Annotated in this window: 13 protein-coding genes; 12 read left to right on the forward strand and 1 reads right to left on the reverse strand. The window is 54.8% G+C overall.

The features are described 5' to 3' along the window. Window positions 1–109: 109 nt before the first annotated feature. The gene (gene ycaO, locus C8D90_RS15790; RefSeq protein WP_115459425.1) at window positions 110–1,867 is read right to left on the reverse strand and encodes a 30S ribosomal protein S12 methylthiotransferase accessory factor YcaO; all 1,758 of its coding nucleotides are present in this window, start codon (window positions 1,865–1,867) and stop codon (window positions 110–112) included. Between the two features lie 143 nt (window positions 1,868–2,010). Here ycaO and ansB point away from each other — a divergent pair, with 143 nt between their 5' ends. The 12 genes from ansB (at window position 2,011) to C8D90_RS15850 (ending at window position 16,557) form a co-directional block, all read left to right on the forward strand. Continuing rightward, window positions 2,011–3,057 (forward strand): L-asparaginase 2, encoded by a 1,047-nt coding sequence (gene ansB / locus C8D90_RS15795; protein WP_115459426.1) that lies wholly within the window; start codon window positions 2,011–2,013, stop codon window positions 3,055–3,057. Between the two features lie 293 nt (window positions 3,058–3,350). Beyond that, entirely contained in the window at window positions 3,351–4,439 is a 1,089-nt protein-coding gene (gene serC, locus C8D90_RS15800) for a 3-phosphoserine/phosphohydroxythreonine transaminase (protein WP_115459427.1), read from the forward strand. A 175-nt stretch (window positions 4,440–4,614) separates the two neighbouring features. Next, window positions 4,615–5,901, forward strand: coding sequence for a 3-phosphoshikimate 1-carboxyvinyltransferase (gene aroA / locus C8D90_RS15805; RefSeq protein ID WP_115459428.1), 1,287 nt, complete (start codon window positions 4,615–4,617; stop codon window positions 5,899–5,901). A 232-nt stretch (window positions 5,902–6,133) separates the two neighbouring features. Then, window positions 6,134–6,820, forward strand: a complete 687-nt coding sequence (gene cmk, locus C8D90_RS15810; RefSeq protein WP_115459429.1) for a (d)CMP kinase — start codon at window positions 6,134–6,136, stop codon at window positions 6,818–6,820. Between the two features lie 243 nt (window positions 6,821–7,063). Beyond that, window positions 7,064–8,737, forward strand: a complete 1,674-nt coding sequence (gene rpsA / locus C8D90_RS15815; protein WP_115459430.1) for a 30S ribosomal protein S1 — start codon at window positions 7,064–7,066, stop codon at window positions 8,735–8,737. Window positions 8,738–8,820: 83 nt separating this feature from the next. Beyond that, on the forward strand, window positions 8,821–9,105 hold the full coding sequence (ihfB, locus tag C8D90_RS15820) for an integration host factor subunit beta (protein WP_115459431.1): 285 nt from the start codon (window positions 8,821–8,823) through the stop codon (window positions 9,103–9,105). Window positions 9,106–9,282: 177 nt separating this feature from the next. Further along, the gene (locus tag C8D90_RS15825) at window positions 9,283–11,580 is read left to right on the forward strand and encodes a DNA internalization-related competence protein ComEC/Rec2 (protein WP_115459432.1); all 2,298 of its coding nucleotides are present in this window, start codon (window positions 9,283–9,285) and stop codon (window positions 11,578–11,580) included. Window positions 11,581–11,615: 35 nt separating this feature from the next. Further along, complete coding sequence (gene msbA, locus C8D90_RS15830) at window positions 11,616–13,364, forward strand: lipid A ABC transporter ATP-binding protein/permease MsbA (RefSeq protein WP_115459433.1); 1,749 nt, start codon at window positions 11,616–11,618, stop codon at window positions 13,362–13,364. Beyond that, a complete protein-coding gene (lpxK, locus tag C8D90_RS15835) occupies window positions 13,361–14,347 on the forward strand; it encodes a tetraacyldisaccharide 4'-kinase (protein WP_115459434.1) in 987 nt (328 codons plus the stop codon). The genes msbA and lpxK overlap by 4 nt, the downstream gene beginning before the upstream one ends. Before the next feature lie 221 nt (window positions 14,348–14,568). Then, window positions 14,569–14,778, forward strand: coding sequence for a transcription antiterminator/RNA stability regulator CspE (gene cspE, locus C8D90_RS15840; protein ID WP_115459435.1), 210 nt, complete (start codon window positions 14,569–14,571; stop codon window positions 14,776–14,778). Between the two features lie 218 nt (window positions 14,779–14,996). Further along, window positions 14,997–15,212 (forward strand): cold-shock protein, encoded by a 216-nt coding sequence (locus C8D90_RS15845; protein ID WP_115459500.1) that lies wholly within the window; start codon window positions 14,997–14,999, stop codon window positions 15,210–15,212. 115 nt (window positions 15,213–15,327) lie between these two features. After that, entirely contained in the window at window positions 15,328–16,557 is a 1,230-nt protein-coding gene (locus C8D90_RS15850; protein ID WP_115459436.1) for a winged helix-turn-helix domain-containing protein, read from the forward strand. Window positions 16,558–16,621 lie beyond the last annotated feature (64 nt).

Genomic DNA, 16,621 nt, shown 5'->3' on the forward strand with positions numbered 1-16,621 from the left:
AACAAATAAAGAAATAATTATCTTTACTCTGAAAAATTAATTCTACTCGCACAAAAAAACCTATAGCCGGTGAAAGCCGGAAGGCATGCCGCCCTCCGGCAATTGCGGCTTATTGCTGATGATTGCGCTTGGCGCGCTGCAGCTTCTCATAAGCGGTTAGCAGTGCCTGATGGGCCGGCAGGGCGCCCAACGCATCATCCACGGCCGGCAGGCCGTAGAAACGGCGTTCGCCGCGCAGCACGGCCTGTGCGGTCGCCAGCGTTTCGGCGCCGTACATACGTGAAAAGGCCGTGGCGTATTGTGCGGCTTCTCTGCCTTCCTCCTGCGAGAGCAACAATAAGGTATGCAGGCAGCGGTAAAAATTGGCCCGTTCCGGCGTAAAGACCGAAGCATTGAACTCTTGCGTCCACTCCGTCCAGATCAGCGCCTGCTCGAGATCGCTGCCGGCCAGCGCCAGCATGGCTTTAAGCTCGCCCACGCGCAGGGTATACCAGCCGTTGTCTTTGCCGGAAGCAATGCCGAGCAGCTCGCGCACCCGGGTGAAATCATCCAGCCCTTCATCGTCCAGCGTTTGGATCAGCGCCAGATAACGCCGGCGCGGCCATTCGCTTTGCGGAAGTTGCAGCAGGGTGGTGCGCAGGTGCGCGCCCATGTTGTTGTTCGCCAGCAGCAGATCTTCCGCCGGGTAAATGTCTGACATGCCGGGCGCCAGGATGCGGCAGGCGTAGACACCCAGATGTTCATAGTCGGCGATATAAACTTCCTGGCCGGCGTCCCGGAAGATATCCATTAATGTGGCGAACTCTTCTTCCGTCGAACCGCTGAAAGACCAGTCGGCAAACGGATAATCGGCGTCTTTCTTAAACAAATCCCAGGAAATCAGGCCGCTGGAATCGATAAAATGCGTTTCCAGGTTGGCGTGTTCGGCGACCTCTTCATCATCAAAGGTCGGTGCTGTAAAGACGTCCAGATCTTTCAGGCTGCGCCCCTGCAGCAGCTCGGTGACGGTACGCTCCAGCGCGACGCCGAAATCGGGGTGGGCGCCGAATGACGCGAAGCAGGTGCCGTTGGCCGGGTTAAACAACACCACGCAGATGACCGGATACTGGCCGCCCAGCGAGGCGTCATAGGCGAAAATCGGAAATCCTTCCTGCTCCAGCTTCGCAATGGCTTCCACCACGCCGGGATAGCGCGCCAGAACGTCCGGCGGAATCTCCGGCAGGCTGATGGACTGCGCGATGATGTGGTTTTTTACGTAGCGCTCGAAAATCTCCGACAGCCCCTGCACGCGGGCTTCCGTGCAGGTGTTACCCGCCGACATGCCGTTGGAAACGTACAGATTGCCGATGATGTTCACCGGAATATAGACCGTTTTCCCATCCGACTGACGGGTAAAAGGCAGGGCGCAAATGCCGCGCTCGCTGTTGCCGGACTGGAGATCGACCAGATCGCTGCCGCTTAATTCATCTTCCGGATTGTAAAACTCAAGCAACGCCTCATCCAGAATACCTTCCGGCAGGGTGTTGTCCTGCGGGATCGGGAACCATCTTTCATTCGGATAGTGAACGAAATCGCCGTTCGCGATTTGGCTGCCGAGATAGAAATCGGCAAAGAAGTAGTTGGTGGACAGGCGCTCGAAGTATTCGCCGAGCGCAGAGGCCAGCGCGGCCTTTTTACTGGCGCCTTTTCCGTTGGTAAAGCAAAGCGGGCAGTCCCGGTCGCGGATATGGACGGACCAGACATGGGGAACCGGGTTGAGCCATGAAGCTTCTTCGATATTGAAGCCCAGGTCGGCGAGCTTCTGCTGAAAACGGGCGATGGAATCTTCCAGGGCGGCGTCTTTACCGGGGATAAATGTTTGTGTCATGTCAGGCCAATGTTAATGAATAAAACAAGCATTCTACGTCCTTTTCCAAAAATGCTCTACGAATTCACTAACTTTGTTGAATGTCACAGTAATTGTATGGATATGGGTGATAATTCAGCGAGTTATCCTACAGGAGAGATCTGATGAAGTTAGTAAAAGTAAGCTTGTTGGCACTCTTGGTTTCAGGCTTCAGCGGCGCAGCCCTGGCGTTACCCAACGTGACGATTCTGGCAACGGGCGGAACCATCGCCGGCGGCGGCGATTCTGCAACGAAGTCCAGTTATAAGGCGGGTAAGGTTGGTGTTGAAACGCTGGTCGATGCAGTACCGCAACTGAAAGATATTGCCAACATCAAAGGCGAGCAGGTAGTCAGCATCGGTTCACAAGATATGAACGATGAGGTTTGGTTGAAGCTGGCGAAGAAAATCAACGCCGACTGCAACAAAACCGACGGTTTCGTGATTACCCATGGTACGGATACCATGGAAGAAACCGCATATTTTCTTGATTTAACCGTGAAGTGCGAAAAGCCGGTGGTCATGGTCGGCGCGATGCGTCCTTCAACGGCAATGAGTGCAGACGGCCCCTTCAACCTGTATAACGCGGTGGTCGCCGCCGCCGATCCGGCCTCCGCGCGCCGCGGCGTGCTGGTGGTGATGAACGACACCGTACTGGATGCGCGCGATGTGACGAAAACCAACACCACCGGCGTGCAGACGTTCCAGTCGCCGAATTACGGGGCGCTGGGATACGTTCACAACAGTAAAATCGATTACCAGAGAAGACCGGGACGTCGTCACACTTCGGAAACGCCGTTTAACGTCAACAATCTGAATGCGCTGCCGAAGGTGGGTATCGTCTATAACTATGCCAACGCCTCCGAACTGCCGGCTAAAGCTCTGATTGATGCAGGTTATCAGGGCATCGTCAGCGCCGGGGTGGGTAACGGCAACCTGTATCACAGCGTGTTCGATACGCTGGCCAACGCCGCGAAAAAAGGCGTGGTTGTCGTGCGTTCTTCCCGTGTTCCGACAGGGTCGACCACACAAGATGCGGAAGTGGATGACGTCAAATACGGATTCGTGGCCTCCGGCACGCTGAATCCGCAAAAGGCGCGCGTTCTGTTGCAGTTGGCGCTGACCCAGACCGACGATCCGCAAAAGATTCAGCAGATATTTAATATGTACTGAGTTGCTGCGGGCTGACGCCCGTACACGCTCCGCGCCCGTACCTTAACCGGTGCGGGCGTTTTTATCTCCGTAACAAAAATTAAACATGGGTTGGCGGAGGATATGCAGAAGAAAATGGTGCACAGGGAAAAGAGTGAAGGAGAAAGTACAGCATAAGCCGGACATGCCGGCATGCTTGCCTGATCGCTTTTGTCCGGAAGAAACGGGATAACCGTTGCAGTGAACGTGCGCGGGTGATAAAACCAAACGATTACGCGAATTTTTGGTACTTAATTACAAAGCGGTGAGGGGAAATGACACAGGTTTATAATTTCAGCGCCGGCCCGGCGATGTTGCCGACGGAAGTCTTGCGTCGCGCAGAGCAGGAATTGTGCAATTGGCATGGTCTGGGTACATCGGTGATGGAAATCAGCCATCGCAGCAAGGAGTTCATGCAGGTGGCGGCTGAAGCTGAGCAGGATCTGCGTGACTTGCTGAAGGTGCCGGATAATTACAAAGTTTTGTTTTGCCACGGCGGCGCGCGCGCCCAGTTTGCGGCAGTTCCCCTCAACCTGTTGGGCAACAGCCAGAGTGCGGATTATATGGACGGCGGTTATTGGGCGCACTGTGCGGTCAAAGAGGCGCTAAAATATTGCACGCCGGTGGTATGTGATATCACAACCCGCAACGCCGATGGCGAGCAGGCGATCAAGCCGATGCGCGAGTGGACGTTAACCGATGATTCGGCATTTCTGCACTTCTGCCCGAATGAGACGATTGACGGTATTGCGATTGATGAGCAACCGGACTTCGGCGACAAGGTCGTTGTGGCCGATTTCTCCTCCACCATCCTTTCCCGTCCGCTGGATGTTAGCCGCTACGGTCTGATCTACGCCGGTGCGCAGAAGAATATCGGCCCTGCGGGTATTACCGTAGTGATTGTGCGTGAAGACCTGTTAGGTAAAGCGCGTAAAGAGCTGCCGTCTATTCTGGACTACAAGGTTCTGGCGGAAAATGATTCCATGTTTAATACGCCGCCAACATTTGCCTGGTACCTGTCAGGTATGGTATTTAAATGGCTTAAAGAACAAGGTGGCCTGACGGAAATGCAGAAGCGCAACCAGGCCAAAGCTGAATTATTGTATAGCGCTGTCGATGGCAGCGATTTCTATAGCAATAGCGTCGCTAAAACTAACCGTTCATGGATGAACGTTCCCTTCCAGTTGGCCGATCCCAAATTGGATCCGTTGTTTCTTGAGGAAGCGAAAGCCGCCGGATTGCATGCCCTGAAAGGGCACCGGGTGGTAGGGGGAATGCGGGCGTCCATTTATAACGCTATGCCGATTGAAGGCGTGAAGGCATTAACAGATTTTATGGCCGGGTTTGAACGCCGCCACGGTTAAGCGTAAAGTACGAAAAACACCCTGAAACCCCGGCATGCCGGGGTTTTTTGTCGCCGATATTTTTTCAGCGGCAGCTTTTGGGGTGACAGCGTGACAAGAAATATGTACAACAGTGTCATCTTTTATTTGCAGGGCGAATACGCTGCTGCCGTTGAGTTTAGCCGGAGAACACATCATGCAGGATTCCCTGACATTATCACCGATAGCCAAATTTTCAGGGGAGATCAATCTGCCCGGTTCTAAAAGCGTTTCCAACCGCGCGTTGCTGCTGGCGGCGCTGGCCCGGGGAACGACCCGGCTGCACAACCTGCTGGACAGCGACGACGTCCGCCATATGCTCAATGCGCTGAAGGCGTTGGGCGTGCACTACCAGCTTTCCGACGATCGTACCCGCTGTGAAATTACCGGTGTCGGCGGCCCATTGCAGGCGAAAAGCGCGCTGGAGCTCTTTCTGGGCAACGCGGGGACGGCGATGCGTCCGCTGGCGGCCGCGTTGTGCCTGGGGCAGGGGAACGTCATTCTGACCGGCGAACCACGCATGAAAGAGCGCCCGATCGGCCATTTGGTTGACGCGCTGCGTCAGGGCGGGGCGCAGATTGACTATCTGGAGCAGGAAAACTATCCGCCGCTGCGCCTGCGCGGCGGTTTTCACGGTGGTGATATTTCCGTGGACGGCAGCGTTTCCAGCCAGTTCCTTACCGCATTACTGATGACGGCGCCGCTGGCCGGGCAGGATACGACGATTACGATCAAAGGCGATCTGGTATCGAAGCCCTATATCGATATTACGCTGGCGCTGATGAAAAACTTCGGCGCGCGCGCAACGCATGAAAATTACCAACGGTTCCATATTCCCGGCAATCAGCAGTATGTCGCGCCGCAGGATTATCTGGTGGAGGGCGATGCTTCGTCTGCTTCTTATTTCCTGGCGGCGGCGGCTATTCGCGGCGGCTGCGTGCGGGTGGGCGGCATCGGCAGGAACAGCGTACAGGGTGATATCCGCTTTGCCGACGTACTGGAAAAAATGGGAGCGGAAATTCGCTGGGGAGACGACTACATCGAGTGCTGCCGCGGTTCGCTGCACGGTGTGGATATGGATATGAACCATATTCCCGACGCCGCGATGACCATCGCCACTACGGCGCTGTTTGCCGAAGGCCCCACGACGATTCGCAATATTTATAACTGGCGGGTAAAAGAAACGGACCGCCTGAGCGCCATGGCGACGGAGCTGCGTAAAGTCGGGGCGGACGTGGAGGAAGGTGAGGACTACATCCGGATAACGCCGCCGCAGCAACTGAAGGCCGCCGAGATCGGCACCTACAACGATCATCGCATGGCGATGTGTTTTTCGCTGGTGGCGCTGTCAGACACGCCGGTGACTATTCTCGATCCGGGGTGTACGGCGAAGACATTCCCTGATTATTTCCGCCAGTTCGCCCGGCTGAGCCATTCATCCTAATCTGAAAAAGCGGCCCCGTGGGGCGGCGCTTGCCGCCCTGCTGATTGCCCGTTTGCGCAGCTCGGCCTGCATGCGCAGTCGCAAAGTGCAAAAAATTACCTACAGTAAATTGGTAGTTTTTCCGGCAACTGAACCGGCTGAGGGTAACAGATTGATGGCGGTAAGCGTATAATGCGCGCCGCTATGCCTGCCCCGGCAGGCGGACCGTTTTCCCTAACGCAAGGAGACATGAATGACGGCAATAGTTCCCGTGATCACCGTTGATGGGCCGAGCGGCGCCGGTAAAGGGACATTGTGCAAAGCGCTTGCTGAAACGCTGGGATGGCATTTGCTGGATTCCGGCGCCATTTACCGGGTGCTGGCGCTGGCAGCCCTGCATCATCAGGTTGATATTTCATCGGAAGAAGCCCTGGTTCCTCTGGCTGCGCACCTTGACGTACGTTTTGTGGCGCAAAGCGGGCAACTGCAGGTCATCCTGGAAGGCGAAGACGTCAGTAACGAAATCCGTACGGAAACCGTGGGCAACACGGCATCGCAGGCGGCGGCGTTCCCCCGTGTCAGAGAGGCGCTGCTGCGCCGTCAGCGCGCATTTCGCGAAGCGCCGGGCCTGATTGCCGACGGACGCGACATGGGTACCGTGGTATTTCCGGATGCGCCGGTAAAGATTTTTCTTGATGCCAGCGCGGAAGAACGTACGCATCGCCGTATGCATCAGTTGCAGGAAAAAGGCTTTAGTGTTAATTTTGACCGCCTTTTGGCCGAGATCCAGGAGCGGGACTACCGCGACCGTAACCGTGCCGTGGCGCCATTAGTGCCGGCGCAGGACGCGTTGCTGCTGGATTCGACCCGGATGTCCATTGAACAGGTCATCGACCGTGCGCTGGGCTATGTCCGGGAGAAATTGTCACTTCCTGAATGAGCGGCTTTATTGCAACAGCGCGGGAAGTCAGGTCGCTTTTTTGACCGTGAATGATAGCCAGTAATGCAAAAATGCACTCTGGCTATTGTTGTTATTGATATTTTTGTTCATCATCACCCGGTGAACGTTGTATAATTATTACCCCCCCTGCCGCAACGGAACCGTAGCAGGGTATGTTAAACAACCCCCATCTCGCAGGATGCCTGATGGACGTTAAATTAAAGAACCCTGAAGATTATCAACATGACTGAATCTTTTGCTCAACTCTTTGAAGAATCCTTAAAAGAAATCGAAACCCGCCCGGGTTCCATCGTTCGTGGTGTTGTTGTTGCTATCGACAAAGATGTCGTGCTGGTTGACGCCGGCCTGAAATCTGAGTCCGCCATTCCGGTAGAGCAGTTCAAAAACGCCCAGGGCGAACTGGAAATCCAGGTAGGCGACGAAGTTGACGTTGCACTGGACGCAGTGGAAGACGGCTTCGGCGAAACGCTGCTGTCCCGTGAAAAAGCCAAGCGCCACGAAGCCTGGCTGATGCTGGAAAAAGCTTACGAAGAAGCTGCAACCGTTACCGGCGTGATCAACGGCAAAGTGAAGGGTGGCTTCACCGTAGAACTGAACGGCATTCGCGCGTTCCTGCCGGGCTCCCTGGTAGACGTTCGTCCGGTGCGTGACACTCTGCACCTGGAAGGAAAAGAGCTTGAGTTCAAAGTCATCAAGCTGGACCAGAAGCGCAACAACGTAGTTGTTTCCCGCCGTGCCGTTATCGAATCCGAGAACAGCGCAGAGCGCGATCAGCTGCTGGAAAACCTGCAGGAAGGTATGGAAGTCAAGGGTATCGTTAAGAACCTGACCGACTACGGTGCCTTCGTTGACCTGGGTGGCGTTGATGGCCTGCTGCACATCACTGATATGGCCTGGAAACGCGTTAAGCATCCGAGCGAAATCGTGAACGTGGGTGACGAAATCACCGTTAAAGTGCTGAAGTTTGACCGCGAGCGTACCCGTGTTTCCCTGGGCCTGAAGCAACTGGGCGAAGATCCGTGGGTAGCTATCGCCAAGCGTTATCCGGAAGGTACCAAACTGACCGGCCGCGTGACCAACCTGACCGACTACGGCTGCTTCGTTGAAATCGAAGAAGGCGTTGAAGGCCTGGTTCACGTTTCCGAAATGGATTGGACCAACAAAAACATCCACCCGTCCAAAGTTGTCAACGTTGGCGACGTAGTGGAAGTGATGGTTCTGGATATCGACGAAGAGCGCCGTCGTATCTCCCTGGGTCTGAAGCAGTGCAAATCCAACCCGTGGCAGCAGTTCGCTGAAACCCACAACAAGGGCGACCGCGTTGAAGGTAAGATCAAGTCAATCACTGACTTCGGCATCTTCATCGGCCTGGACGGTGGCATCGATGGTCTGGTTCACCTGTCTGACATCTCCTGGAACGTTGCCGGCGAAGAAGCCGTGCGCGAATACAAGAAAGGTGATGAAATCGCCGCTGTTGTTCTGCAGGTCGATGCAGAGCGCGAGCGTATCTCCCTGGGCGTGAAGCAGCTGGCTGAAGATCCGTTCAACAACTACATCTCTATGAATAAGAAAGGTGTGATTGTTAAGGGTAAAGTCACTGCAGTTGACGCTAAAGGTGCTACAGTTGAATTGGCGGATGGCGTAGAAGGTTATCTGCGTGCTTCTGAAGCTTCCCGTGACCGCGTTGAAGACGCCACCCTGGTGCTGAACGTGGGCGACGAAGTTGAAGCCAAATTCACCGGCGTAGATCGTAAGAACCGCGTTGTAAGCCTGTCTGTACGTGCTAAAGACGAAGCTGACGAGAAAGATGCAATCGCTTCTGTGAACAACAAGCAGGAAGATTCAAACTTCTCTAACGCTATGGCTGAAGCATTTAAAGCAGCTAAAGGCGAGTAATGATGAGGGCGGCTTCGGCCGCCTTTTAACGGTAGTTAAGCTGCGGCGTGTTTCGTTAATACGGAGCACAGCTTGGAGGATATATGACCAAGTCAGAACTCATTGAAAGACTAGCTGGCCAGCAATCGCATCTCCCCGCCAAGGTGGTTGAGGATGCGGTAAAAGAGATGCTTGAGCATATGGCTGCTACGCTTGCCGGCGGTGAGCGCATTGAAATCCGCGGATTCGGCAGTTTTTCGCTTCACTACCGTGCACCGCGTGTTGGCCGTAACCCAAAAACCGGCGACAAAGTTGAGTTGGAAGGTAAATACGTTCCGCACTTTAAACCGGGTAAAGAGTTGCGCGACAGAGCGAACATTTACGCGTAAAACCGTAGTCGATAAAAATTCCGAGCGGCGCCTTTTATGGCGCCGTTTTTTTTGCCTGTTTCCGTTGCTGCGGCGTGCTCCGCAGTTTCCTCAGTAACATGCGTGATTGCCGTTTTTGTTTGCAATGTACTTTGACAAGTACGTTTTTGCCGGTTGGCTCCTCAACAGACAACCGGCATGCTGAGGCCCAAAGCAGCGGGAGGAGGCAGAAACATCGAAACGGGCAAAATCATTACCGCACTGGCAGCGGGATCCGCCATTATTGGCTTATTGCCGGTATTACCTTCGCACAATGTGTTGCTGCTGCTTTCCCTGGCCGCCATGTTGCTGCTTTGCTGTAATAACGCGCCGTTAATCCTGGTTGCGCTGCTGTGCTGCGGCGTAGTGTGGGGATGCCTGAACGCATGGCAGGTTATGGCGCCTCTGCGGCTGCTCCAGCCACATAATCGGGCGGTATTACTGCGGGGATACGTTATTTCAGCCAGCCTGCACGATGAGCGGGAGAAGATAAAGACGGTATTTCGGGTAACTCATGTCGGAGGTGAAAAATACCGGGTTCCGTTTAACGTCACGCTTGACTGGAATAACCGGCAATATCCGTTTTGCGCGGGTCAGCGCTGGGCGCTTAGCGTACGTTTGCGGGCGATACACAGCCGCCTGAATGAGGGGGGCTTTGACGGGCAACGGTATGCCGTCAGCAATGGCCGGGTGCTGCAGGGCAGCCCTGTATCTTACCGGGCGATAGATATGCGCTGCGGCTGGCGGCAGCGCATCATTGACCAGGCGCTGCAAAAGCTTCCTTCCACTGAAGGACGCGCCATTCTTATCGCCCTGGCTTTTGGCGAACGGGGATTGCTGAGTGCTGACCAGCGACGTTTGATGCAAGACCACGGCATTGCCCACCTGATGGCGATTTCCGGGCTGCATATTGCTCTGGCGGCATTATTCGGTTGGGGCATGGCCCGGCTGGGGCAACTGATTTTACCCGTGAACTATAATACGCCGACGTTTCCTCTGCTGCTGGGCATCGTTTGTGCCTGGGGCTACGTATGGCTTTCCGGCGCGAACCCGCCGGCATTGCGCGCCGGGGTCGGTTGTACCTTCTGCGCGGTGCTCAGCCTTTGCGGATACAGCATGACGGTACGCCAACGTTTTCAATGGGTTGTTGCCGCGATTGTGCTCTATGATCCCCTGACCGTGTTATCGCAGAGTTTCTGGTTATCATTTACTGCGGTAGGGTGCCTGACGTTATGGTATTGGCTGCTGCCGTTACCAGAAAACGTGCGCAGGAGAAGGCGCTTCTTTCCCGTGCGTCTTCTCCATTTGCAGCTTGGCATCATGCTGTTAATGCAACCACTGCAAATTCTCCTGTTTCATGGCGTCAGCCTGACGGCGTTGCCGGTCAATATGTTGGCGGTTCCCTTTGTTTCTTTTCTGCTGGTCCCGGTGATTCTTCTGGGGCTGTTGCTGCAGGCTCAGATCGTGTGGGCGGCTGCGGATATGTTGGTCAGCGGGCTGATGTCCCTGCTTCAACCGCTGCCGGCGCTGTGGTTTCCCGCCAGCGGAACCTGGGCGGCATTCGCCCTGATGCTGGCGCTATGGATGATGATGACGCTTCTCTGCCGCTGGCGTGGTTTTATGGGCGGTGGTGTGGCGGCGGCTGTCATCCTATATTCTATGAAGGTCGTGAATGTAGCAGATAAGGATACCTGGCATCTTCACATGCTTGATGTGGGGCATGGGCTCGCCGTGGCCATAGAGCGTAACGGAAAAGTGTTACTCTACGATATCGGCAACCGCTGGGACGGCGGGGATATGGCGACGATGGAAATCATTCCCTGGTTACGCGGCAAAGGGTTGGAACCGGAAGGCATTATCATCAGCCATATGCATACTGACCACAACGGTGGCTTGCGCCCGCTGCAAGAGGCGTATCCCGGCATCTGGCTGCGTTCCCCACAGATGGGCGACATGCCCTGTATACGCGGAGAGCGCTGGCAGTGGCAGGGGATTACGTTCAGTGCGCTGTGGCCGGAAAAAGCAACGGCTTCACCGGGAAACAATGCATCGTGTGTATTAATGCTCACGCAAGGGCGGCACAGGGTGCTGCTGACGGGGGATGTCGAGCAGGCGGCTGAAGGGGCGCTTGTCCGGTTAGAGAGAGACGGCTTGCGGGCAGATGTGTTACAGGTGCCGCATCATGGCAGCAATACTTCTTCATCGGCCCTGTTTTTAAGAACCGTTGCGCCACAGGTTGTATTGAGCTCGTCGGCCCGCTATTCTCCGTGGCGTTTCCCGTCAGGTAAGGTTTTGGAACGTTATCGCCGCCAGGGAGCCGGGTGGCATGACACAGCACATGCGGGGCAGATACGGGCCGGCTTTTCCGGCGCGGGCCTGCGCATTGTTGAATACCGGACACAATTAATTCCCCGCTGGTACCACGCTTGGTTTGGCGTTGGGGGGGAGAATGAGTAAAATAGCCAGCTATTTCAATTGAGGCGGTTAATTGCATGCTGAATGATAAAGATCTTTCGACCTGGCAAACATTTCGTCGTTTGTGGCCGATGATCTCTCCTTTTAAAGCTGGCCTGATTGTGGCGTCCGTCGCGTTGATTATTAACGCTGCAAGTGATGCGTACATGCTTTCTTTACTGAAACCGTTATTAGATGACGGTTTTGGTAAGGCTGGTTCAAGCATCCTGCGCTGGATGCCGCTTGCCGTGATAGGCCTGATGTTGGTGCGCGGGGTGTCGGGATTTATTTCCAGCTACTGCGTGTCGTGGGTGTCCGGCAAGGTGGTGATGAATATGCGTCGCCGTTTGTTCAGCCACATGATGGGCATGCCGGTCGCCTTTTTCGATCAGCAATCAACCGGAACCCTGTTGTCGCGCATTACCTATGATTCCGAGCAGGTTGCTTCCTCTTCTTCCAGCGCGCTGATTACCGTCGTACGCGAAGGCGCTTCGATTATTGCCTTGTTTTGCATGATGTTTTATTACAGTTGGCAACTGTCGGTGATTTTGCTGGTTATCGCTCCGGTCGTTTCCTTTGCGATGCGGATGGTATCCAAACGCTTCCGCAACATCAGTAAGAACATGCAAAACACCATGGGAATGGTGACCACCAGCGCGGAGCAGATGCTTAAAGGGCACAAAGAGGTACTGATTTTCGGCGGCCAGCAGGTTGAAACGGAACGGTTTAATAAGGTCAGCAACCGGATGCGTCACCAGAGCATGAAAATGGTGGCAGCGTCATCCATCTCCGATCCCATCATTCAGTTGATTGCTTCTTTCGCGCTCTCTTTCGTGCTCTACGCCGCCAGTTTTCCGAGCGTAATGGAAACCCTGACGGCGGGAACCATCACGGTTGTCTTTTCCTCGATGATCGCCCTGATGCGTCCGCTGAAGTCGCTGACCAACGTCAATGCCCAGTTCCAGCGCGGTATGGCGGCCTGCCAGACGTTGTTCTCTATCCTGGATATGGAGCAGGAGAAAGATGAAGGCAAGCGGGTTGTGGAACGGGCCAAAGGGGACGTTGAGTTTCGTCATGTGACGTTCAGCTATCCGGGAAAAGAGACGCCGGCGCTGCGTGACGTCAGCCTGCATATCCCCGAAGGGAAAACGGTAGCGCTCGTCGGGCGCTCAGGTTCCGGTAAATCCACGATTGCCAGCTTGCTGACGCGTTTCTACGATATTCAGCAGGGAGAAATCCTGATTGATGGCTACGACCTGCGCGAGTACACCCTGAGTTCTTTGCGTAATCAGGTGGCGCTGGTGTCGCAAAATGTGCATTTGTTTAATGACACCATCGCCAACAATATCGCCTACGCGCGTACTGATATTTACAGCCGGGAAGACATCGAAAAGGCGGCTCACATGGCGTATGCCATGGACTTCATTTCTAAAATGGATGAGGGGCTGGATACGGTGATCGGTGAAAACGGCGTATTGCTTTCCGGCGGTCAGCGCCAACGTATTGCGATAGCCCGCGCTTTGCTGCGTGACAGCCCGATTCTGATCCTCGATGAGGCGACTTCCGCGCTGGATACTGAATCTGAGCGCGCGATACAGGCAGCACTGGACGAGTTGCAGAAAAACCGCACTTCGCTGGTCATCGCTCATCGCCTGTCCACGATAGAAAATGCCGATGAAATCCTGGTAGTGGAGGATGGCCGTATTGTTGAACGCGGCAATCACGAAACCCTGCAGGCGCTTGGCGGTGCTTATGCACAACTGCACCGGATGCAGTTCGGCCAATGATTGAACGTATCTGGTCAGGTCAATCCCGCCTTTACTGGCTGCTGCTGCCGCTCTCCTGGCTGTATGGCCTGGTGAGCGTTGTGCGCCGGGCCTGTTACCGCTGGGGAATATTCTCCGGCTGGCGCGCCCCGGTGGCGGTTGTGGTGGTTGGAAACCTGACCGCAGGCGGAAATGGTAAAACGCCGGTTGTGATCTGGCTGGCGGAACAACTGCTGGCGCGTGGTAAGCGCGTCGGCGTGGTGTCCCGTGGGTATGGTGGTAAGTCGGATGTTTATCCGTTGGTGATTGACGACGCTGTGACAACCGCGCAGGCCGGCGATGAACCGGTGCTGATTCATCAGCGTACCGGCGTGCCGGTGGCCGTGGCACCCCGGCGCAGCGAGGCGGTTAAGGCGCTGCTTGCGCGTCAGTCGCTGGATGTGATCATCACGGATGACGGCCTGCAACATTATGCGTTGGCACGGGATCTTGAGCTGGTGGTTATTGACGGCGTTCGCCGCTTCGGTAATGGCTGGTGGTTGCCTGCCGGCCCGATGCGGGAGCGGGCAGGGCGCCTGAAAGACGTTGACGCCGTGATTGTGAACGGCGGCGAAGCGCGGGAAGGCGAAATTCCGATGTCGTTGGCTGGCGATACGCTGGTTAATTTGCGCAGTGGGGAACGCCGTCCGGCTGCGGGCTTCCCCCGCTCGGTCGCCATTGCGGGAATCGGACATCCGCCCCGTTTTTTCAATACATTAGGTATGCTGGGTATTCCGCTGTCTGACACCGTGGCTTTTGCCGATCACCGTGATTATGCGGAAGAAGAACTGGCCGGGTTAACGCCGCAAGGCGAGCCGCTGCTTATGACCGAAAAAGATGCGGTCAAGTGTCGTCACTTCGCACATGACAACTGGTGGTTCTTACCCGTTGATGCCCGGTTTCCTGAATGGCAGGCGTCCGGGCTGTTGGAAAAGGTACTTATCGCCATCGATAAAAAATGTTGAATAAAATTGCTTGCCCGGTACGGATTTTTATGCGTAAATACATACCGGCCTGTGATGCAGACCTATTTATGTAGACATAAGATAAAGCAGTTCTCCTCAAGTCGTTATCGTTTGATTCCGCCTGTTCGACGAACCTCCTTCTTAGTGCCACCCATAAGTTAGTATCTGAGTACTTGGCCTAATGCCCTCGGGCTTGTTTCATTAAATCAAAGGTAATATCAATGAGTAAGAAAACCGGTCAGGTTAAGTGGTTCAACGAAAGCAAAGGTTTTGGTTTCATTGAGCAGCATGACGGCGGTAAAGACGTGTTCGTTCATTTCTCTGCTATCGTCAATGACGGTTTCAAAACCCTGGCCGAAGGCCAGCGTGTAGAATACACCATTCAGGACAGCCCGCGCGGGCCGGCTGCCGCGAATGTAGTCGCTCTGTAAGATACGGAGCATATAAAGTGCGATGATGAGTCGATCGTTAATCCCGGAATAAGAAACCGGTGATGCTCATCTCCGCATACCAAAGCCCGCATATTGCGGGCTTTTTTGTTTAATCAGCTCGATGAGGTTCTTAACGATAACTTGAAAATGAGCGGTAACACCCCCAATTCTTTTTATGAGTCATGAATGACGGGTGTAAATATAAGAAGGTAAAAATTATGACACAAACTTTAAAAATGGGTTTTGTAAAGTGGTACAACCCGGCCGATGGTTTCGGTATTATTTCTCCGAATGACGGTGGTAACGATCTCTATGTCAACCGTTCAGCGATTGCGAACTCACGTAATAAGACGCTGACGGAAGGCCAAAGGGTAGAATTCTCTACTTATCTGAGCAGCCGCGGCCTCTCTGCCGCAGACGTTATCGCTTACTGATAACACCGTAACAGCCAGCAACCCTTTCCTGAGACATCTTCCTGCTGGCTGTTTCTGATACATTCCCCCTATAATCAATCTTTAATCTTAATTTCCTTCGTTATCAGGAGCATTCATGCCGGATATGAAGCTGCCTCTGCGAGTATTACGTTACTTACATCTGAGCGCCCAGGGGCTTGCCCATCCGCGCCGGCGCAAGGCGGTATTCACCGATGTTGCTGCCTGTATACGGGAGATGGGGCTGCTCCAGATCGACACCATAAACGTGGTGGCCCGCAGTCCGTACCTGGTGTTATTTTCCCGCCTGGGAGACTACCCCGCGCAGTGGCTGGAGGATACCCTGCGACAGGGGGATATTCTGGAATATTGGGCGCATGAGGCCTGCTTTATTCCACGGGAAGATTACCGTTTGGTGCGCCCCTCCATGTTGGCGCCGGAGGCGATGGGGTGGAAATATTCAGCGCAGTGGCATGATACACACCGACAGGATATTGAAGCGCTGGTCAGGCATGTGCGTGAAAACGGGCCGGTACGTTCTGTTGAGCTGGGTAAGCAGCGTAAGAAAAGTAACGGCTGGTGGGAGTGGAAGCCGGAAAAGCGGCACCTGGAAACCCTGTTTACGCTGGGAGAGCTGATGGTGTGCGCCAGGGAAAATTTTCACCGTGTCTACGACCTGGCGGAGCGCGTCATACCGGAATGGCGTGATGAAGAGCATGGGCTATCGTTGGATGTTGCCCGTCGCATCATGCTGGAAAAAAGCGCCAGTGCGCTGGGCGTGTTCCGCGCCGCCTGGCTGGCGGACTATTACCGTCTCAAGCGGGTAAATGCGGCGAATGTTGTGCAGGGATGGCTTGAGGAAGGAAAAGTGATCCGGGTGGGTTGTGAAGAACTGGACGGCGACTTTTTCGTGCATCATTCGCTGTTGCCTTTGTTGGACCAGGCGGAATCACTGAAGGCAACGCATACTTCGCTGCTGTCGCCGTTTGATCCTGTGGTATGGGATCGAAACCGGGCCAGCGAACTATTTGGTTTCGAATACCGTCTGGAATGCTATACGCCGGAAGCGAAGCGGCGTTACGGGTACTTTGTGCTGCCGCTGCTGCACAAAGGCGGGTTGGTCGGGCGAATGGACTGCAAGCTTCACCGTCAGCAGGGGGTGCTGGAAGTGAAGCGTTGTTATCTGGAATCTGATACTAAAGTCACGGCGGGGAAAGTCCGTGATTTCCGGGCGGCGCTAACGCGCTTTGCCGACTGGCAGCGGGCGGATTCCGTGGCTATCGTGGCGCAACCGGAAAGCCTGCGGCGGATATGGGGAAGCGGATGGCAAGTCCGTGAGGACGAATAAAACAGAAGGGCAATGGATAACCATTGCCCTTTGGCGTTTAGTTGCTGAAGTTAGCAAACATAGC

This window comes from Enterobacillus tribolii (assembly GCF_003363015.1).
Lineage (GTDB): Bacteria > Pseudomonadota > Gammaproteobacteria > Enterobacterales > Enterobacteriaceae > Enterobacillus > Enterobacillus tribolii.